General features: G+C 57.3%; 18 protein-coding genes. 10 read left to right on the top strand and 8 right to left on the bottom strand.

What is annotated here, in order from left to right:
- Position 1: 1 nt before the first annotated feature.
- Positions 2 to 406: a hypothetical protein gene (locus tag LRM19_RS17800; protein ID WP_032659974.1), complete on the bottom strand. Its 405-nt coding sequence runs from the start codon at positions 404 to 406 to the stop codon at positions 2 to 4.
- A 103-nt stretch (positions 407 to 509) separates the two neighbouring features.
- Between LRM19_RS17800 and LRM19_RS17795 the strand changes: the two genes are divergently transcribed.
- Together LRM19_RS17795 and LRM19_RS17790 are read left to right on the top strand one after the other, a co-directional pair.
- A complete protein-coding gene (locus LRM19_RS17795) occupies positions 510 to 1013 on the top strand; it encodes an ESA_00282 family adhesion-associated protein (RefSeq protein ID WP_111963268.1) in 504 nt (167 codons plus the stop codon).
- An 81-nt stretch (positions 1014 to 1094) separates the two neighbouring features.
- A complete protein-coding gene (locus LRM19_RS17790; protein WP_008499805.1) occupies positions 1095 to 1583 on the top strand; it encodes a TIGR00645 family protein in 489 nt (162 codons plus the stop codon).
- Positions 1584 to 1647: 64 nt separating this feature from the next.
- Here LRM19_RS17790 and LRM19_RS17785 read toward each other — a convergent pair whose 3' ends face one another.
- Positions 1648 to 2688, bottom strand: a complete 1041-nt coding sequence (locus LRM19_RS17785) for an aldo/keto reductase (protein WP_111963267.1) — start codon at positions 2686 to 2688, stop codon at positions 1648 to 1650.
- Between the two features lie 231 nt (positions 2689 to 2919).
- On the opposite strand from LRM19_RS17785, the gene LRM19_RS17780 reads away from it, so the two are divergent.
- Both LRM19_RS17780 and LRM19_RS17775 read left to right on the top strand, forming a co-directional pair.
- The gene (locus LRM19_RS17780; protein WP_045403971.1) at positions 2920 to 4467 is read left to right on the top strand and encodes a methyl-accepting chemotaxis protein; all 1548 of its coding nucleotides are present in this window, start codon (positions 2920 to 2922) and stop codon (positions 4465 to 4467) included.
- A 128-nt stretch (positions 4468 to 4595) separates the two neighbouring features.
- A complete protein-coding gene (locus LRM19_RS17775; RefSeq protein ID WP_115876271.1) occupies positions 4596 to 4850 on the top strand; it encodes a hypothetical protein in 255 nt (84 codons plus the stop codon).
- A gap of 105 nt (positions 4851 to 4955) precedes the next feature.
- On the opposite strand, the gene LRM19_RS17770 is transcribed toward LRM19_RS17775, so the two are convergent.
- Together LRM19_RS17770 and yghU are read right to left on the bottom strand one after the other, a co-directional pair.
- Positions 4956 to 5288 carry a hypothetical protein gene (locus LRM19_RS17770; RefSeq protein ID WP_029740720.1) on the bottom strand — a complete coding sequence of 111 codons (333 nt, stop codon included), beginning with the start codon at positions 5286 to 5288 and terminating at the stop codon, positions 4956 to 4958.
- 160 nt (positions 5289 to 5448) lie between these two features.
- Positions 5449 to 6315, bottom strand: coding sequence for a glutathione-dependent disulfide-bond oxidoreductase (yghU, locus tag LRM19_RS17765; RefSeq protein WP_115876270.1), 867 nt, complete (start codon positions 6313 to 6315; stop codon positions 5449 to 5451).
- A gap of 245 nt (positions 6316 to 6560) precedes the next feature.
- Here yghU and LRM19_RS17760 point away from each other — a divergent pair, with 245 nt between their 5' ends.
- From LRM19_RS17760 to gss, 6 genes are all read left to right on the top strand, one after another.
- Positions 6561 to 8150, top strand: coding sequence for an ABC transporter substrate-binding protein (locus LRM19_RS17760; RefSeq protein WP_271369547.1), 1590 nt, complete (start codon positions 6561 to 6563; stop codon positions 8148 to 8150).
- Between the two features lie 45 nt (positions 8151 to 8195).
- Positions 8196 to 9149: an ABC transporter permease gene (locus LRM19_RS17755; RefSeq protein WP_149367632.1), complete on the top strand. Its 954-nt coding sequence runs from the start codon at positions 8196 to 8198 to the stop codon at positions 9147 to 9149.
- Positions 9150 to 9154: 5 nt separating this feature from the next.
- Positions 9155 to 10000 (top strand): ABC transporter permease, encoded by an 846-nt coding sequence (locus tag LRM19_RS17750; protein ID WP_115876267.1) that lies wholly within the window; start codon positions 9155 to 9157, stop codon positions 9998 to 10000.
- Positions 9993 to 10970 carry an ABC transporter ATP-binding protein gene (locus LRM19_RS17745; RefSeq protein WP_127732302.1) on the top strand — a complete coding sequence of 326 codons (978 nt, stop codon included), beginning with the start codon at positions 9993 to 9995 and terminating at the stop codon, positions 10968 to 10970. Before LRM19_RS17750 ends, LRM19_RS17745 begins: the two co-directional genes overlap by 8 nt.
- A complete protein-coding gene (locus LRM19_RS17740) occupies positions 10967 to 11944 on the top strand; it encodes an ABC transporter ATP-binding protein (protein ID WP_271369546.1) in 978 nt (325 codons plus the stop codon). The genes LRM19_RS17745 and LRM19_RS17740 overlap by 4 nt, the downstream gene beginning before the upstream one ends.
- A gap of 110 nt (positions 11945 to 12054) precedes the next feature.
- The gene (gene gss / locus LRM19_RS17735) at positions 12055 to 13917 is read left to right on the top strand and encodes a bifunctional glutathionylspermidine amidase/synthase (RefSeq protein WP_271369545.1); all 1863 of its coding nucleotides are present in this window, start codon (positions 12055 to 12057) and stop codon (positions 13915 to 13917) included.
- A gap of 52 nt (positions 13918 to 13969) precedes the next feature.
- Here gss and pgaD read toward each other — a convergent pair whose 3' ends face one another.
- From pgaD to pgaA, 4 genes are read right to left on the bottom strand one after another with little or no spacing between them, the layout of a single operon-like run.
- Complete coding sequence (gene pgaD / locus LRM19_RS17730) at positions 13970 to 14401, bottom strand: poly-beta-1,6-N-acetyl-D-glucosamine biosynthesis protein PgaD (RefSeq protein ID WP_271369544.1); 432 nt, start codon at positions 14399 to 14401, stop codon at positions 13970 to 13972.
- Positions 14398 to 15729, bottom strand: a complete 1332-nt coding sequence (gene pgaC / locus LRM19_RS17725) for a poly-beta-1,6-N-acetyl-D-glucosamine synthase (protein WP_115876262.1) — start codon at positions 15727 to 15729, stop codon at positions 14398 to 14400. The genes pgaD and pgaC overlap by 4 nt, the downstream gene beginning before the upstream one ends.
- Complete coding sequence (pgaB, locus tag LRM19_RS17720) at positions 15722 to 17659, bottom strand: poly-beta-1,6-N-acetyl-D-glucosamine N-deacetylase PgaB (protein ID WP_271369543.1); 1938 nt, start codon at positions 17657 to 17659, stop codon at positions 15722 to 15724. The genes pgaC and pgaB overlap by 8 nt, the downstream gene beginning before the upstream one ends.
- Positions 17660 to 17667: 8 nt before the next feature.
- Complete coding sequence (gene pgaA / locus LRM19_RS17715; RefSeq protein ID WP_271369542.1) at positions 17668 to 20106, bottom strand: poly-beta-1,6 N-acetyl-D-glucosamine export porin PgaA; 2439 nt, start codon at positions 20104 to 20106, stop codon at positions 17668 to 17670.
- Between the last annotated feature and the right edge of the window lie 99 nt (positions 20107 to 20205).

Here is a 20205-nt window from a genome sequence, read left to right as displayed (position 1 = left end):
GTTAATCTTCCCCCAGGCTATAAAAAATTGGGTTGTTTTTTTCGCGCGTAATTAAATTAAGCCAAATTTCATTGCCCGCTTCATTAATTTCTTCGGTTTTCTCGGCTATTATTTGACTTAGTTTCTGGGCATCTATTTCCCCCTCGGCCTGTAGGTCATTCAGCAGGTGGACAAAGGCTTCAATTTTTATAGCGCGAAATAAGCGGTCTTTTATATGACGATCGTGCTCTTCCAGCAACATATTTCGCGATTTGCCAGTTCGGGAAACACCAATTAATATATCGGGCTCGAAATCAGAGAGCTTTCTTTTCCCCTGAGTGAAACTGGCCTCTTTTTCTGCTTCCGTCGGTTGCTGTTCCACAGGCGTAATGTGGTACTTAGCCGGGACGAGATAGTCGGGCAGCATTTTTAATTTCCTTTAATTTCAACAGGGTGGGGTTGGTAAAGGCGTGAGATTCGTTGACAATATCATGAGGCAAATTTAAAATCAAAAAAAATGGAGCCTACCCATGAACAGCATCTTTTTTACGGTCATCACATTACTATTATTGACCGCTGGTGTGCTTTTATTGATGCAGGAGTTCAATAAAACGAAAGTGTCGAAAGACGCCAGTGAGCCCCCACAACCTGAACTGATGACAAAAGAGGAAGGTGAAGACCATTTCTCTGTATTGATGAACTCCGTTACGCCTGTCTGGTACTGGCGGGTGAACCACGAATATATCGACTTTTTACATGCGACAATTAAGCGCATGAAAATGTCGGAAATTAATGACACGCCCGGACTGTTTGAGGCGCAGCGTCGCTGTAGCGATCTGAATTCAGCAGTCTATAAATATTATGACAATATCAAAAAGCGCTGTCTTAACGGAGAAAAGGTATCTTATTCCGATCTGGACGTATTGAATTTGCGGCAGTGTTTTCGCGAGTTCAGTCTGGAAGCCTATCCTGAACTGGTGGCGCTTGTCTGGCCGGAGTACGCACGTCCGGAAGTTAATCCAGACAACGTCTGAGTGACGTACCGTTGAGTTATTGCAAACAGTCAGCGCCGTTGAGATATACTGGGCGCTGGTTTCTTTTGCAAACAGGACTCTATGGAACGCTTTTTTGAAAATGCCATGTACGCCTCTCGCTGGATACTGGCCCCCGTCTATTTTGGCCTTTCGCTGGCGCTTATCGCGCTGACGATTAAGTTCTTTCAGGAAATCCTGCACGTTCTGCCGAATATCTTTTCCATTGCCGAAGCGGATTTGATTCTGGTTCTGCTCTCGCTGGTGGATATGACCCTGGTGGGTGGGCTGCTGGTGATGGTGATGTTCTCCGGCTACGAGAATTTCGTCTCCCAGCTTGATATCGACGAGCGTAAAGAGAAGCTCAGCTGGTTGGGCAAAATGGATGCCTCGTCGCTGAAGAATAAAGTGGCCGCGTCGATTGTGGCGATCTCTTCTATCCACCTGCTACGCGTATTTATGGACGCGAAGAACGTGCCGGATAACAAACTGATGTGGTACGTCATTATCCATCTGACGTTTGTGCTGTCTGCGTTTGTGATGGGGTATCTGGATAAGATCAGTAAGAAGTAAAGTACGCCTTACCCCTCACCCTAACCCTCTCCCCAAAGGGGAGAGGGGACTGCTCGGTGCGGCATTATTTATCAGACGACGCCTGCCACAGATTCAACTCCCCATCCGCAACATGCTGGTCAATCCGCTTGAGTTCGTCCTCCGTAAAGCGCAGGTTTTCCAGCGCCTGTACATTCTCTTCCAGCTGTTCCGGGCGGCTTGCGCCAATCAGCACGGACGTCACGCGCGCATCTTTCAGCAGCCAGCTTAGTGCCATCTGCGCCATGGTTTGTCCGCGCGCCTGCGCCATCTCATTCAGCAGGCGAAGGCTGCTCAGGTTGGCGTCGGTGAGCATCTTTTGCGTCAGGCCGCGCACTTTATTTCCTTCGCGCTGCATGCGTGATCCTTCAGGGATACCGTTCAGGTATTTCCCGGTCAGCAGCCCCTGCGCCAGCGGGGTGAAGGCAATACAGCCCGTACCGTTTGCTTCCAGTGCATCCAGCAAGCCGGTCTTATCGACCCAGCGGTTAAGCAGGTTATAGGACGGCTGGTGGATCAGCAGGGGGATCTTCCACTCGCGCAGCAGCTCGGCCATTTTTTGTGTGCGATCTGTCGAGTAGGAGGAAATCCCCACATACAGCGCTTTTCCGCTCTGCACGGCATGGGCCAGCGCGGATGCCGTCTCTTCCATCGGGGTGTTTTCATCCACGCGGTGGGAGTAGAAAATATCGACGTACTCGACGCCCAGACGCTTCAGGCTCTGGTCGAGGCTGGCGAGCAGATATTTGCGTGAACCGCCGGAACCGTACGGCCCAGGCCACATGTCATAACCCGCCTTGGTGGAGATAACCAGTTCGTCGCGGTATGCGGCAAAATCTTCCCGCAGCAGGCGGCCGAAATTCTCTTCCGCGCTACCCGGCGGTGGTCCGTAGTTATTGGCAAGATCGAAATGAGTGATGCCGAGGTCGAAGGCTTTTCGCAGCAGCGCGCGTTGGGCATCAAGAGGCTGGACGTGGCCGAAGCTATGCCACAGTCCCAGCGACAGCGCGGGCAGGCGCAGGCCACTTTTGCCGCAATAACGGTATTGCATATTCTCATAGCGGCCGGGGTAAGGGTGCCAGGACATGATGTCTCCTTTCTTATTGATGAAATTTTCGAAACAACGTTTTCATTCTGAACTTACCACATCACAAATTACATCACTAAGCTCGGGCCTGATGGTTAACAACTGCTGTGTGACCAGTGAAGCCACGCTAATTAAAAATGATCACAAAACGTTATAATTTCCCTCTTTCCTGCCGATAACGAGAGTAGTACTCGCCTCTGGGCGAACTCACCCTCACGGCAAGGAAGACTTATGAATATGCTCCGTAATTTCACGATCCGCTTCGTCATGCTGACGATTCTCGGGATCTTTTGTTTAATGTGGGCGGGTGTTGGCTTGTACAGCACCTGGTCCCTTTCTCGCGTTTCAGATGGCAACGAAGTCGATCGCCAGCTGGTTAAACAGATGACGGTACTCAGCCAGGGTAACGATCAATATTTTCGCTTTGTGACCCGTCTGAGCCGCGCAATGGAAGTCAAAGCCGCAGGCGGCACGCCGGATCTGTCCTCTGCCCAACAGGCGCTGGATAACATGGGAAAGAAACTGGCCGAGATGAAGGCGATCTCCCCAGGCCCGATGGATGAGCAGATCTCTTCCAGGGTGATTGGCACCTGGCAGGCGCTGCTTGAACAGGGCGTAACGCCGCAAATGCAGCAGGCGAAGCAGGGGGCTCTGGAGGGGTATCGCCAGCAGGCCAACAACGTCACGCCGCCGCTGAGCCGCGCGTTTGGTGCGGCCGCTGAGGAGTTCAACAATGCCGCCGCGAAGTCGCTCGACAGCACCCGCGTGGTGGTGGACGGCCTGACAAGTATGACCCGCACGGTGATTATCGTTGCCACGATTATCGGCCTGCTGATCCTGCTCTTCACCGACCGTTACCTGGTGGCGATGCTGGTCAAACCGCTGGATCGCATTCGCCAGCAGTTCCGCCAGATTGCCCAGGGCGACCTCAGCCAGCCCATTGAGCCGTTCGGCCGCAACTGCGTGGGCCAGCTGGTGCCGCTGCTGAGCGCCATGCAGGACAGCCTGCGCGAAGCGGTCAGCACGATCCGCTCCGGCAGTGAAAATATCTGGCGCGGCGCGACGGAAATCTCCAGCGGTAACAACGATCTCTCTTCCCGTACCGAAGAGCAGGCGGCTGCGCTGGAAGAGACGGCAGCCAGCATGGAACAGCTGACCGCCACGGTGAAACTGAATGCGGAAAGCGCGCGTCAGGCCAGCCAGCTGGCCGATGTGGCCTCAACTACCGCCAGCCGCGGCGGCTCGCTGGTGGAAGAGGTGGTGACCACCATGAGCGGTATTTCGGAAAGCTCGAAGAAAATCGCTGAAATCACTAACGTTATCAACAGCATTGCCTTCCAGACCAATATTCTGGCGCTCAATGCGGCGGTTGAAGCGGCGCGCGCGGGTGAACAGGGGCGTGGTTTCGCGGTAGTGGCAGGTGAAGTTCGCAACCTGGCAAGCCGCAGCGCCAACGCGGCAAAAGAGATTGAAGGGCTGATTACCGACTCCGTTTCCCGCGTAGAGCAGGGGGCGCAGCTGGTGAGCGACACCGGCACCACCATGGATGCGATTTTGCGGGACGTAACGGAAGTGACGACCATTATGAAGCAAATTGCCTCGGCCTCAGAGGAGCAGAGTAAGGGCATTTCGCAGGTCGGAATTGCCATTACCCAGATGGACGGCGTTACCCAGCAAAACGCCTCGCTGGTTGAAGAAGTTTCCGCGGCGGCGGCGGCGCTGGAGCGTCAGACCGAAGAGCTTCAGCGCTCGGTGCAAAAGTTCCGCCTGACGGCATAACGCAACGTTTCAAGGCCGCCGGATGCGGCCTTGTATTATTAACGCCTTCCCCATTCAGTTCGCGTTGAAACTGCTATTCTTTTGCTAACCCCCCTGACGTTCTGGGCTCTCTTCTGTGAGGTGTTGCTATGAACAGATCGTTATCTCTCATCCCTGTTCTCTCTTTCATTTTTCTGATGATGTTCTCGGTTTTTGCCGATGCGACCCAACAGGCGCAGGAACGGCGCGTGGCGCGTGATGTCAGGCAGGAAACCCGCGACGCGTCACGGCAGGTGAAGCAGACCTGCGTGGCGAACAATAACCAGAGTAATCACGACTGCCGCCAGGATAAACGTCAGATGAAACAGGCCGGACGGCAAAAAGCGCGGGATATTAAGTATTAATGTGGTAATGAAAAATATTAGGAATGAGACACGGACAATAAGCGGAAAGCGTCATCGGGGATGTGATTAATACCGGGCAAACGCAGCGCTGCCCGGCTGTATGTATCAGTGCGTCGCCTCACCAATCAGCGCACCCGTGCCCGCACCAACGGCTGCACCTTTCAGCACGCTCTTGCCGGTCACCGCCGCGGCACCTGCGCCCACGGCAGCACCTACCGCACCGCCTTTACGCGCGGCTTTACCTTTGCCGCCGTTTTTGAACATAGCACCCGTGCCTGCGCCAACAACGGCGCCGCCAACGGTCGATTTCAGATCTTTGCCAGTGGCCGCGCCAATCGCCGCGCCTGCTACCGCGCCAGCTGCAGTTTTGTCGATGGCCATTCCCGAGGTGGAGAAAATGAGGGCGCTGATAACCAGCGTTGTTTTAATAAGTTTCATAACAGATCCTTTGTGACTGCTGTCGGTTGATACGTCATTTCTCACTCTCTGACGCGAGAAAAACGTCCAGATAGTGCCAGCAATACCGGTTCAACCTTTAAGCTAATCATGCCCTGGGCAAGGATCTCAGCTGCCGGGCGGGGATCCGCCCGGCGGAACATTACGCCTGACGCTTATCTTCCGTATTGGTCTCGAAGTCGCTCGCCGCATGGCGCTCGTGGAGCTGCTCGTTCAGCTCGCCGCTGGTGCGGTTAACGATACGTCCGCGCTTAACGGCATGGCGATTCGCCACGTCTTTCGCCCAGCGCTGGACGTTGGTGTACTTCTCTGCATCCAGGAACTCGGCGGCGTTGTACACGCTGCCCAGCGCCACGCAGCCGAACCATGGCCAGATTGCCATATCCGCGATGGTGTACTCCTCACCCGCCACGTAGCGACCACGCGCCAGCTGTTTATCCAGCACGTCGAACAGGCGTTTGGCTTCCATGGTAAAGCGGTCAATTGCGTACTCAATTTTTACCGGCGCGTAGTTGTAGAAGTGGCCAAAACCGCCGCCGAGGAACGGCGCCGCGCCCTGCAGCCAGAACAGCCAGTTCAGCGTTTCGGTGCGCCCCGCCGGATCTTTCGGCAGGAAGTGGCCGAATTTCTCTGCCAGGTAGAGCAGGATATTGCCGGATTCAAATACGCGGGTTGGCGGGTTCGTGGAGTGGTCACGCAGCGCCGGTATTTTCGAGTTCGGGTTCACCTCAACGAAGCCGCTGGAGAACTGATCGCCCTCGCCGATGCGGATCAACCACGCGTCGTACTCCGCGCCCGTCACGCCCAGCGCCAGCAGCTCTTCGAGCATGATCGTCACTTTCTGGCCGTTCGGTGTCCCGAGAGAGTAAAGCTGCAGCGGGTGGGAGCCCACGGGCAGATCTTTCTCATGCGTTGCGCCGGAAATCGGACGGTTAATGTTGGCGAACGCGCCGCCGTTGTTCTTTTTCCATTCCCACACTTTGGGTGGCTGATACGTGTTGTCTGACATGTTGGCCTGCCTTTTGAGTGATGTGTTGAGGCAGTGTAGCAGGAGATTTGTGAACCGTTTAACGTTGTGAGCGCAAGCAATTAACCGCTATTCCTTCTGCTGCTTATATATATCAAATCCGGCATAAGCTTAATCGAAAATCGCATTTTCATAATTAATGCGTAAAACGATAAAGCTGAATATGATGCTTCAACATAAATAAAAGATGCAGTTATAAACACTTTATTAGGCAAGGAGTTAGTGAGATGCGCAAGCTTCTGTTATCGGCAGTGGTCGTTTCGCTCGCGTTAGGCCTGGCGGGCTGTGATGATGCGAAAAATAAAGAGACAAATACGGCCGCGGCGTCAAAAAGCGACGCGCCAAAAGCGGGCGGTTCGCTGATTATCGGTATTACCTCCGGCGACCCGTTAGCCGTTAATCCACTCTATGCCAGCGACCGCACAACGTTAACCATCATGCAGGCGTTGTATGCCCCGCTGTACAGCTTTAATAACGGCAAGATCGAGTGGGGCCTGGCGGAAAGCCTCACGCCCTCCGCCGACAACCTGAGCTACACCCTGACGTTAAAACCGAACCTGAAATGGCAGGACGGTCAGCCGCTGACGGCGGACGACGTGGTCTTTACGTTCAACAAGCTGCTCGATGCCAAACAGCACAGCTTCTTCCGCAGCATGTTTACCTACGGCGATAAGCCGGTACAGGTAAGCAAGGTTGACGACCGCACCGTTAAGTTCACCTTACCGCAGGTTAGCGCGGCCTTTACCGGCACCCTGGTACAGATCTACCCGATCCCGCAGCACGTGTTCGCCGGCGAAGGCGACCTGGAAAAGAGCAGCAAAAACGATGCGCCGGTCGGCTCCGGGCCGTTCAAATTTAAAGAGTACCGCGCCGGACAATATTACGCCCTGACCCGTTTTGACGATTACTGGAACGGCAAAGCGAAGCTTGATTCAGTCACCTACCGTTTCGCCAAAGACAGTAACGCCGCCAACCTGGCGCTGCAAAACGGTGAAATCAACCTCAAGATGGTTGACCCGCAGGACGTAAACCGCCTGAAAAATACCGGTAAGTTTGACTTCGTGGTCTATCCGGAAGGCCGTCTGGCCTATATGACGTTCAACCAGAACGTGCCGGTAATGAAGAGCAAAGAATTGCGTCAGGCCATTGCTTACGCCATCAACAAAGACGAGCTGACCCAGACCGCCTTTACCTCGCTGGACTACGCCAAACCGGCGACGTCCTTCCTGACGCCCGATACGCTTTACAAGACGGATGACGTCGAGCAGTACAAATTCGACCTGCAAAAAGCTAAAGAGCTGCTTAAAGCGTCCGGCGCGCCGGACAACCTCAAGCTGCGCCTGGCGTATGTGAATACCAACAAAACCCAGGAGAGCATGGCGCTCTACATTCAGCAGGCGCTGAAGGGCATTGGTGTGAACGTGGAGCTGATGCCGCTGGACTCCAACGCCATGTCCCAGCGCAGCCTCGACATGAACAACACCGCGTGGGAGCTGAACCTGGGCGGCTACATCATGGGCTCAGAGCCGGACGGCTACAAATCGCTGTTCATGAGCAACGAAGCCTATAACTACGCGCACTACAAAAATCCGCAGTTTGATGCCCTGTGGGATAAAGGCGCCGTGGAAACCGACGCCGCAAAACGTGCCGATATCTACAAGCAAATTCAGCAGACCGTGGCGAACGACATGACGTACTACCCAATCGCCTATACCAATGCGACCGTCGCGGTAGACAAGCGTTTCGGCGGCACCCAGGAAGCGGAGCCGAAACCGGTCTATCTGTTCCAGGATCTGTCAAAAATCTATCAGAAATAAGCGATTGCCCCGGCCGTCGGGTCGGGGCCTTGGTAAGGGCACGTCGTGAACACACTTCTCACGCGTCGGCTGCTGCAGCTGCTGCCGATGCTGTTCTTTATTTCGCTGGTGGCGTTTTTGCTGGTCAAGCTCGCGCCCGGCGATCCGGTGGCGGCGTACATTACGCCGCGTATGGCTCCGGAAGATATCGAACGTATTCGCCAGAGCCTGGGGCTGGATAAGCCGCTGGTGACGCAGTACGTCCTGTGGCTGAAAAATGTCCTGCAGGGCGATCTCGGCTATTCGCTGATCTACCACCGCCCGGTGCTGGAGATGATCGGCGAACGCATTCCGGCCACGCTGGGGCTGATGGGCGCGTCGCTGCTGCTGGCGATCGTGCTGGCGATCCCGCTGGGCCTGCTGGCGGGGGCATTCAAGCATCGCTGGCTGGATCACCTGCTTAACCTGTTCGCCTATATCGGCATTTCGGTGCCGATTTTCTGGTTCGGCATCTTGCTCATTACGGTCTTTGCCGTGCAGCTTAGCTGGTTCCCCAGCATGGGAATGCGCACCATCGGCATGGAAGATAACGCGCTGGACGTGCTGCGTCACGGCGTACTGCCGTGTATTGCCCTCACGTTCTACAACCTCTCCAGCTACGTGCGCTACATCCGCTCCAACACCATCTCGCAGCTCTCGGCCGACTACGTGCAAACCCAGCTTGCCTACGGCGCCACGCGTTCCAGCATTCTGTTTAGGCACGTGCTGAAAAACGTGCTGCTGCCGGTGATCACCCTGTTCGGACTGTCGTTCGGTGAGCTGATTGTGGGGGCCTACGTGACGGAAAGCGTCTTCTCCTGGCCGGGGATGGGGCTGCTCGGGATCCAGTCGATCGCCTCGCTGGACTACCCGCTGATCATGGCGATCATCATGCTCTCGTCGATGATGCTGATCGTCGGTAACCTGATCGCCGATCTGCTTTATCGCTTCGCCGATCCACGCATTCGTACGCTGAGGTAACCCGGATGAGCAGACGCTGGCAGCAGGTTCGTCACCAGCTGCGCCGCAACCGTCCGGCGCAGTTCTCCCTGTTTGTGCTTTTTATTTTCATTGTCGCCGCGCTCTGTGCGGGGTTAAGTCCGTACGATCCGGATCGGATGGCGCTCGGCGCACGCACGTTACCGCCGGATGCCGCACACTGGTTCGGCACCGACGAGTACGGACGCGACTACTTCACCCGCGCGCTTTATGGCGGCCAGATCTCCCTGATGGTCGGTTTTCTCGCCATGCTCTTTTCCACGCTTATCGGCACGGTGGTGGGCACGGTGAGCGGCTATTTTGGCGGCTGGCTGGATAACCTGATGATGCGCGCCGTGGATATCCTGATGGCCATTCCGGCCTTCTTCCTGCTGCTGGTGGTGAATGCTTACCTCAAGCCGGGCGTGGATAACATCATTCTGATCATCAGCCTGCTGACGTGGATGAACATGTCGCGGCTGGTGCGCGCAGAAACCCTGTCGGTGAAAGAGCGCGAGTACGTGCTTTATGCCCGCGCGTCGGGGGAAAACCCGCTGCGTATTATCGTGCGCCACATTATTCCCGGCGTGCTGCCGACCATTATCGTGGCCGCCACGCTCAATATCGCCTCGGCCATTCTGATGGAGTCGACGCTCAGCTTCTTAGGGCTGGGTGTGCAGGCGCCGGCGGCGTCGTGGGGAAGCATGCTCAACAACGCCCAGTCTTATATTGGCGAAGCGTCGTGGTTGGCGATGTTCCCCGGTATCCTGATCCTGCTGACGGTGTTCAGCTTTAACGTGCTCGGCGATGTCTTCCGTACCGCCTTTGAGCCGGGAGCGAATCGCGATGAGTAGCTTATTAGCGCTTGATAACCTGCAAACCACCTTCCGCACCCGCGAGGGCGAAGTTCACGCGGTGCGCGGCGTAAGCTTTCAGGTGCAGCCGGGAGAACTTGTCGGCATTGTTGGCGAGTCGGGCTGCGGAAAAAGCGTCACCTGTAAGTCGATTATCCAGCTTCTGGGGAGCAACGGACGGATCACCGGCGGCAGCATTCGCTTCCAGAATGACGATCTGGCGCAGAAAACCCCTGCGCAGATGCGCGCTATTCGCGGCAACGAGATCGCGATGATTTTTCAGGATCCGATGACCGCCCTGAACCCGGTGCTCACTATCGGCAAGCAGATGTCTGAGATCCTGGTGCGAAATAAAAAGCTGTCGAAAAAAGCGGCCAAAGCGGCGGCGATCGCCATGCTGGAACAGGTGGGGATTGCCGAGGCGGAACGCCGATACGACCAGTATCCTCACGAGTTCAGCGGCGGGATGCGCCAGCGGGTGATGATCGCCATTGCGCTCTCCTGCAACCCGAAGCTGCTTATCGCCGATGAGCCGACCACCGCGCTGGACGTCACCATTCAGGCTCAGATCCTGCGACTGCTGAAAAGCCTGCAGCAGCAGACCCAAACCGCGATTCTGCTGATCACCCACGATCTCGGCGTGGTGGCGCAGGTCTGCAGCCGCGTGGTGGTGATGTACGGCGGGCTGGTGATGGAGGAGGGCAGCGTAGAGGACATTTTTTATCGCCCTGCGCATCCTTACACCCAGGGGCTGCTGGCCTCGCTGCCGCGCCCGGATGAGGTCAATCAGCGTCTATCGCCTATTGAAGGTTCGCCGCCCGGCCTGCTTAACCCGCCGCCGGGCTGCCCGTTCGCCGAACGCTGCCCAAAACGCATGCCCCAGTGTGAACGGCAGCCCGCATTTTACACCGCCGGAGAGGGCCATCGCGCCGCCTGCTGGCTATGGGCCGATAAGGAGACTCATGCATGAGTGAACAACAGGCACCATTAGTGAGCGTGCGCGATCTGCGCAAGCACTATCAGCTTAACGGCGGTCTGCTGCGTAAAGGCGCGGCCGTGAAGGCGGTTGATGGCGTGAGCTTTGATATCCAGCCCGGCGAGACGTTTGGCCTGGTGGGAGAGTCCGGCTGCGGGAAATCGACGCTCGGACGCGCCATCCTGCGCCTTTTCGATATTACCGCGGGCGAGATCCACTTCGCCGGGCAGGCGATTGCCCACGCCCGCGAAAAAGAACTCAAGCCGCTGCGCAAGCGGATGCAGGCGATTTTTCAGGATCCTTACTCCTCGCTCAACCCAGGCATGACGGTGCGACAGCTGGTGGCCGAGCCGATGCAGATCCACGGCTACAGCCGTGAAGAACAGCGGGAACGGACGGAAACGCTGCTCTACAAAGTGGGGCTGAAGCAGGAGCACCTTGAACGGTTCCCGCATGAGTTCAGCGGCGGGCAGCGTCAGCGCATCAGTATTGCCCGCGCGTTGTCTGTGCGTCCCGAATTTGTGCTGTGCGATGAGCCGCTCTCGGCGCTGGACGTTTCGGTGCAGGCGCAGGTGGTGAATATTCTGCAGGACCTGCAGCAGGAGCTGGGGCTGACCTATCTGTTTATCGCCCACGATCTCTCGATGGTGCGCCATATCTCCAGCCGCATTGGGGTGATGTATCTCGGTAAACTGGTGGAGGTGGCCCCGGCGAATGAACTGTATCAGCGTCCGGCGCACCCTTATACCCGCGCGCTGCTGGCGGCGGTTCCCCAGCCCGACCCGCGGATTCGCAACCTTGAAGACGCAACCCTGCGCGGTGAAATGCCCGGCCCTACGTCCGCGCTGCCGGGCTGTAAGTTTTGCAGCCGATGCCCGCACGCCATGCCGGTTTGCCAGACGCAGGAGCCTGCGATGCAGGATATCGCGCCAGGGCATTTCGCGGCGTGCTGGCTGTTTAACATGTAGTTAATGCGCCGCGCAGGTGTATGATAAATGTCCCTCTGTCAGGTTAATTACAACGTGCAGACGACGACAACCCATAAAAAATTGCCGCCTGCCTGTTTTAGGTTGGATACATGCGTAAAGGAAAGTTAAGCAGTGATGCGCCATTCGGGACATTGTTAGGCTATGCGCCCGGTGGCGTGGCGATTTACTCTTCAAATTACGGCAGTCTGGACCCGCGAAAATACCCGGAAGACGCGGATTTTCGCAGCTACATCGGCAACGAATACATGGGCCACAAGTGGCAGTGCGTTGAGTTTGCCCGCCGTTTCCTGTTCCTCAACTATGGCTTTGTGTTTACCGACGTCGGTATGGCGTGGGAGATCTTCTCTCTGCGCTTTTTGCGTCAGGTGGTGAACGATAACATTCTGCCCCTTCAGGCCTTTGCCAACGGTTCAAAACGCGCCCCGCGCGCCGGAGCGCTGCTGATCTGGCAAAAGGGCGGCGAGTTTCACGAGACCGGCCACGTGGCGGTGATCACCCAGCTTCTGGACGATAGGGTGCGTATTGCGGAGCAGAACGTGATTCACTCCCCGCTGCCGCTCGGGCAGCAGTGGACGCGCGAGCTGCGCCTGAGCGTGGAGAACGGGTGTTACACCCTCCACGACACCTTCAGCGACACGGAAATTCTCGGCTGGATGATCCAGACCGAGGATACGGAACACAGCATTCCCCAGCCGGAAATCGACGGTGAACTGCTGAAAATCAGCGGCGCGCGGCTGAAAAACAAACGTCAGTTCGACGGCAAGTGGCTCAACGAAAATGACGCGCTGCAGCAGGCGTATATCCGCGCCAACGGCCACGTGATCAACAAAGATCCCTGCCAGTACTTCACCATTACCGAAAGCGCCGAACAGGAGCTGATCAAGGCCACCAACGAACTGCATCTGATGTACCTGCACGCCACGGACAAGGTGCTGAAAGACGACAGCCTGCTGGCGCTTTTCGACATCCCGAAAATCCTCTGGCCGCGCCTGCGCCTCTCCTGGCAGTGGCGTCGTCACCATATGATCACCGGTCGTATGGATTTCTGCATGGATGAGCGCGGCATCAAGGTCTACGAGTACAACGCCGACTCCGCCTCCTGCCATACCGAGGGCGGGCTGATTCTCGAAGAGTGGGTGAAAAACGGCTATCGCGGCAACGGGCATAACCCGGCGGAAGGCCTGCTGGAAGAGCTGACCGGCGCCTGGAAGCACAGCCACGCGCGGCCGTTCGTCCACATCATGCAGGACAACGATGTCGAAGAGGACTATCACGCGCTCTTTATTCAGCGTTCGCTGATGCAGGCCGGGTTTGAGACCAAAATCCTCCACGGGCTGGGGGCGCTCAGCTGGGATGCCGCCGGGCAGCTGATTGACGACGAGGATCGCCACGTCAACTGCGTGTGGAAAACCTGGGCGTGGGAAACGGCGATAGAGCAGATCCGCGAGGTCAGCGAAACCGAATACGCCGCCGTGCCGATCCGCACCGGACATCCTGAAGGCGAAGTGCGCCTGATTGACGTTCTGCTGCGCCCGGAGGTGCTGGTCTTTGAACCGCTGTGGACCGTTATTCCAGGCAACAAGGCGATTCTTCCGGTGCTGTGGCAACTGTTCCCGAATCACCGTTACCTGCTCGACACCGATTTTGAGGTCAACGATCTGCTGAAGCAGACCGGATACGCCGTTAAGCCGATTGCCGGACGCTGCGGCAGCAATATCGACCTGATCAGCGCCCAGGACGAGCTTCTGGATAAATCCAGCGGCAAGTTTGTCGACCGCAAGAATATCTACCAGCAGCTGTGGTGTCTGCCAAACGTCGACGGCAAGTACATTCAGGTCTGTACCTTTACCGTGGGCGGGAACTACGGTGGGACCTGTCTGCGCGGCGATGACTCGCTGGTGGTGAAGAAAGAGAGCGATATTGAGCCGCTGATCGTGGTTAAAGATAAGTAGTTCTTACCCGCAATAAAAAAGCCCCCGCAGGATATCCTGCGGGGGCTTTTCGTTACTGTTTTTCCTCTTCCTGCCCGTTGATCTTCAGATCGATGATGCGGCCAATCTGGTCATGATAGACCGTCAGCAGGTTGTACTGGCTCATCTCTGAGATGATCTGCGGTGAGACATTAAAGCTGCGGGCCAGCTCCTCCTCCTGCAAATAACCCGGCTGGCGCCGCCTGATGTGGGCGCGGCGGCGATTGTACTGATACCACAAAATCAGCAGCCAGCCGTTGAGTGCGGCGAACAGCAGGTAGAGCAATACCGTATTAAAGGACGCAATAATCACGCCCCAGCTGTGGTCGCTCTCCTCGGTTAGCTGCATCCAGAGCCGGGCATACAGGAAAAACAGAAAGCCTCCCCACGCCACCAGCGTTAACGCGGCATCGAAAAGACGTGGCAACAGCCGATGTTCGGTCAGTATTAAGGTATTTTCGTTCATTGAAGGCTTCCTTTTCCCCGGTCCGGACTGATCCAGCGCGCGCGGGCGCGCTGGCGTTTAAGCATGACTTTTGGAAAGGCGACGAGGGTGGTGAACAGGCCGATCATCCAGTACACCATCGGGAACCAGATCACCCAGAAAAGCGAGCTGGCCACCTTACGTTCATAGCGCCGCTCGATGAACAGGCTGACCAGGAACTGCAGGAGGCACATCACGCCCAGCAGTAGCCCGGTAAACTCCGGTGGAAAGAGGCTCTCCACTGTCAGCCTGGCAGGAACAGGGGCGATATGGCTGAGAATAAATAACAGCACCGTCATGGCGTACGCGAAGGCCCACAGCGTTGACAGGGCGTACTCGATAAAAAGGGGCCACATGCGGTGATGCTCCCAGCGCACAATCCTGCGAAGGTTGACCAGAAACACCTCCGCGCCGCCCTGAGCCCAGCGCAAACGCTGTTTCCACAGGCCCTTGAGCGTCTCCGGCATCAGGATCCAGCACAGCGCCCGCGGCTCGAAAAAGATATCCCAGTGGCGCAGCTGGAGCTTCCAGCTGATGTCGATGTCTTCGGTGATCATGTCCGGGCTCCAGTACCCGACGTCCGCCAGCGCCTGTCGACGAAAGGCGGCGATGACGCCCGAGACGGTAAAGACCCGGCCATAGATCCGCTGCGTCCGCTTGATGAGCCCGATAATCGATGAGAACTCGCCCACCTGAATGCGGCCGATCAGCGTGGAGCGCGTGCGAATACGCGGGTTCCCGGTGACCGCCCCGACATGGGGATACTGAATCAGCGGTGCCACCAGATACGCTGCCGTATCGCGATCGAGCAGGGCGTCACCGTCAATGCAGACCAGCAGATCGCCCCGGGCCGCCGCCGCGCCGGCTTTGAGCGCCAGCGCTTTCCCCTGATTTTCCGCGAGATTAATCACCCGCAGGCGCGGCTGTTCCAGCGCCAGCGCCTGCAGCACCTGCGCCGTGTTGTCAGACGAGCCGTCGTTGATGGCGATAACTTCTATATTTTCATACCGCTGATCCAGCGCGGCGCTGATGGTCTCCCGGGCATTTCGTCCCTCGTTAAAGCAGGGGATCAGAATGGAGATGAGCGGCTCACCGGCGAGCGTCGGGGCGGGCGTGTCTTTATCCCACGACCAGTGGCGTTCAAGCTGAAACCAGAAATAGAGCCCGCCGGTTATCCAGAGCACGGACATGAACAGCGGCCAGAAGAACACAAAATCCAGAATCAGCTCGCCGGTAAAGAGGGCGGCCACGCCCAATGGCAACCCGAATACCAGACATAAAATAGAAAAGGCGATAATGCGATCAGTCATTGTCAGGGTACCAGTACGAAGAAAATACAGGCCTGATGCGTGAGATATCAGGTTGGTTGTTGATGAAATCATCGGGGTAGTAACCGTAGTTTTTGACGCCGTTCAGCTGGAGCACGCGCATCCACTGCGCAAGCTGGCTATCAGAAACGGCGCGCTGCGGTTTCTTATCCCAGTCCCTGGCCTGCAGTTCAAAAATGGTTTTATCGATCGCGCCGGGACGTGTGGCGACCGCTTTAACCAGACGCGTCAGCCAGGCATCGCTCTCGTCAGCCGAAATGGACTCCATCAGCGGCATGGCCATCGGCACCGTCCAGTCATACTCCGCCAGAAAATCGTCAAGATTCTGCGCGAACCACGCTTCGCTTTCCGGCTGAAGAATGGGTAAGGCGAACATGTTGCGCGCGGTTTTTATCTGCGGGCCACGGATATGCTTCACCGCCAGGCTCAGGGCATGGGTAAACCCAATCAGCAGCTGGCTTTTCTGACGTGTTGTGCTCTGAGCGCCATCGTCCACGTCCGTCAGCACCGCATCGTCATGGAACAAAATCCCGTTGAAGCTGGCATAGCGGGCCAGATCTTCGTAGATGTCCGTTACCTGCTGGCGCACCTGCGGGTCCCACGGGGAGAGCCGGATATAGGGCTCGGTGGCTTCGCGCAGCTGGCCGGTTTGACGATCCCGGCGCTGCACGCGCGGCAGGGCAGGATCGAGATCGAACGAGAGCACCGGCATCCACGCGAAGACTTTCACCCCCGCGCGGGTTTGCAGCTGCCAGGAGACAAAATTAAAGAGATCGGCCCGGACCGGCAGACGACGGTTGGGGAAATAGAGCGCCTTGATCCTGCCGTCGCCCTGCGGGTCGGCAAACGCCTGCAGAAAAACATGGCTGATTTTCATGTCGTAGACCCGCTGGATCAGCTTGTTGATGTTTTGGGTCTGCTGGGCCGGATCGGGATCGTAAACGTAGTCGAGATCGACGTGCATGACGCGAACGGGATCGTGCTCCTGAACCTGGCTTACCGTACTGGCAAACGCCTTGAGCGAGGGGTTTCCTGAGATCAGCAGACGAGGGATGTTCCCCAGCTCCTGCACGTTCCCCAGCCCGTCCTCAAGGGTAAAGGCCAGCTGATAACCCTGCTGTCTGGCGATCGCGAGCGACGTGCCGTTGGCGGCGCCGTAGGGCCAGACCCAGGCGCGCGGCGCCTTGCCCGTTACCTGCGTGATTTTTTCAGTCACTTTACGAACGTCATCGCCGATCCGCTGGTTGAACTGCCGATCGGTTTCATAGCGGCCCGTGGCTTTATCATAAAAGCGGTTGGCGATGGCAGGTTCGCGGCTGCCCTGCGGGTTGGCCGGAATGCCGTAATGCGAGGCCCAGGTGTGCGATCCGATCTCAATCAGCGGGGACCGGCTGAGCTCGCGCACCATGTCCCACGTCGCGAAGCGATCGCGGGGCGTCATCAGACCGCCGAAGTTAACTTTTTGATTTTCCGGCGTATCCACCCAGCTGCCCACCGGCGCCCAGAGCGCAGGGACGTTCCACGCCTGAAGCAGCGGCCAGACGCGGGTATAAAAGCTGCTGTAGCCGTCGTCAAAGCTGAGCAGAACGGCTTTCGGCGGCAGCGTTTTTTTCCCGTTATGGGCATCCAGAATGTCCTGCACGCTGATGATGTGATAACCGTTGTGCAGCAGCCAGCTTATCTGCTCGTTTAGTGCGCTGGTACGCACGGAGAGGTAGCGCTGATCGGCGGCATCGTCTTCTACATCGTGGTAGGCCAGCACCAGAAACTGGTTCTGCGGCCAGGGTTTGCTCGCCTCCAGCTGTGGCCGCGCTTTGGGCGCAATAAATGAAAATGCCTGCGCGCAGACGCTCGCGCTGAGGCAGAGCCAGCCGAGAAGTATCAGGCTCGCGGAAAAACGTGTGTTAAGCATAATCATCCTTAAAAGCGTAAAGTCGCGTCTAATGTGACGGAGAGGTTGCTCTCGCGTTTGCCGTCGTAAGGGCGTTTATCCCAGTTCAGCATCACGCCGGTATCAATAACGTTGTTCCACTGAACGCGCTGTCCGTAACCCAGCAGGGCGATGGCGCCAGCGGACTGATTTTTCTGCCAGTAGCTGCCGCCTCCCGCCACGAACTGCTGGCTCCAGAGGGTGTCGTAATGGCGGTACATCTCATGGTCAACGGCCAGGGCCGCCGTCACGGAGAGATCCCGCGCCGGGTTGTAGTAGAGCGTGTCCCGCAGGCTATTTTTACTGGCGGCGATCCCCGGTTCGAGATCCAGCGTCAGTGACGGGGTCTGCCAGAGACGCTCCTTGCCCGTGAGGGTGTATTCCTGGCGGCGGTTATGATCCGAGAAGCGGCTGAGGGCGGCGCTGAACTGGTACTCACGACGCTCGTTTTGATACCAGCGCACGCCGCCTTCCCCCCGGTTGGCGTTGATCCCGTTGCGTAACGCCCGCAGGGGCGTGGTGCGCGACAGGCGCTCAAGGCTGCCGCTGACCTGCCAGTTATCGGTGACAAAGTACGTTGTTGAGAGGCGAGCGCCCGGCTTGTTTGCCCCGTGATAGCGGTTGCTGGAGAGTTCGGCTTCGAGCTGGAGGTTGCGTGGCCGCCATTCGACGCCGCCCAACAGGTGACGGCTGGAGCCTTTGCCTTCATCGAAATTACCCTCTGCATAGCGGGTGCCGGCAAACAGCCGCCAGCTATCCGCCACGGGCGGGCCATAGAGCGTGGCGTCCCAGTTGAGGTCGTGCGTCCCGCTGACGGGGTTATCGGAGTGCAAACCCTTGCTCGCGTTGAGGCGCAGCTCGGACATATGGTGGACGGTGCGGAGCCTGTCCAGACGCCTTGCGCTGCGATCGCGCGGCGCGCGGGCGACTACGTCGTCGGCCAGTAAATCCATCTGCCGCCATTCCTGCAGATCCATGGCGACGTAAGCCTGCTGCTGCTCAAGTTCGAGATTCGAGGGCTCCAGCGCCTCCGCCATTTTCAGCGTTTGCTCGGCCGCGCGCGGCAGGCCTCGCGTCTGAAGCAGCGTGGCGTAGTCAATCTGCAATCCCTGATTGCCCGGCGCGGTTGTCGCCAGACGTCGCGCCAGCTTTTCGGCTTCCGGCAGGGCATTCGTCGCCAGCAAATAGTTAAAACGGAGCGACTGGCCGGCAAGCCACCGATCGTTCGGCAGAGGGGTAGGGGAGCCGAAATCGTAACGGGTCCAGGGGACGTTGCGGGTCTGGCGCTCAACGTACTGGCGGGCGGCCTGATACTCTCCCGTATCCAGCCAGGCGTAGAAAAGCGGGTGTTCCTCGTCCTGCGGATCGGAAGCGTATTGCGGATAGCGCTGCAGAAGCGCGAAGGCGGCAGCGGTATTTTTCTCCTGGAGGTAGGACGAGATCACCCAGCCGATTGCCCAGCCCGGCACCGGATGCCGGGCTGCCGTCAGATCCTGATATTCACTGATGACCCGCCGGTAATCAGCATGGGCATACAGCGCGCCGAGTCGGTCGATACGCGCAAGGATAATATCTTCCGCCGCCTGCGGCTCGCTTTGCCAGCGAGACAGCAGCGCGTCGTAACGATTCAGCGCAGATTGCGCAAGCTGCAGGCGCTCTTTTTCTGTTCTGCCAGGCACATCTGCAAGGCGAACGCTTTCGGCTGCGGCATTCAGCTCTAGACGACGACGTTCCGCTGGGGACAGCGCCACCTTTTTTGAAAGCTGGAGAGCGGGAGTATTGACCCGGTTATCCGTTAGCGCGTCGATCAGCTCGCGAAGAAGCGCGTGATTTTCTGGCGCGATATTCAGCGCGCGCGCGTCTGCTAAAAGCCGATCCCAGCTTTTTCCCTGGCGTAACCAGACATACCCCAGCGTCTGAAGATGCGCCTGAGAGGGCTCCTCCGCCACCAGCTGTCGGGCTTCCTTGAGGGCAAGCGTATCTTTACGGGCATCGGCCAGGGTTTTGATATAGCCGATACGATAATCGTCGTTATCCGGCGCAAGGCTCAGCGCTTCTTTCCAGAGCGCCAGAGCTGGCTGCCACGCTTTCTGATTTCTCCTGGCCTGTGCGACAGCCGCAACGCCACGGGCGGGCAGCGGCATATAAATGCTGTAGCGCTGCCAGACCTGAATAACCTCGTCATCATGACCTGCCCAGGCCGCCACCTGTAACCAGTCCGCAACGTGTTCAGGCGTCAGGGCATGCTGCTGCTGATAACGCTGAAGATAATCGAGAAACGACGTGTAATTACCGTTACGCGCCTGTTGAATCTGTTGCTCATAAACGGATTCCGAACCCTGAACCAGAACAGGAAAGAGTAATAACAGAAACAATAATGTTGGGGTGCGATAAAAGAATAATGTACTTAAGCGAAGCGATCTTTCCATATCTATTTGCCATTTGTTTATCATGAATCCATTGCATAACACGGCCGCCTTTTAACTCTGCGTTAAAGGCCATAAATGGGAACATTAAATCTGAATGCA

The organism is Enterobacter sp. PI-10 (assembly GCF_027947695.1).
GTDB classification, from domain to species: Bacteria; Pseudomonadota; Gammaproteobacteria; order Enterobacterales; family Enterobacteriaceae; genus Enterobacter; species Enterobacter vonholyi.
The sequence above is the reverse complement of the archived record's forward strand: the minus strand, read 5'-3'. Positions and strand labels throughout refer to the sequence as shown.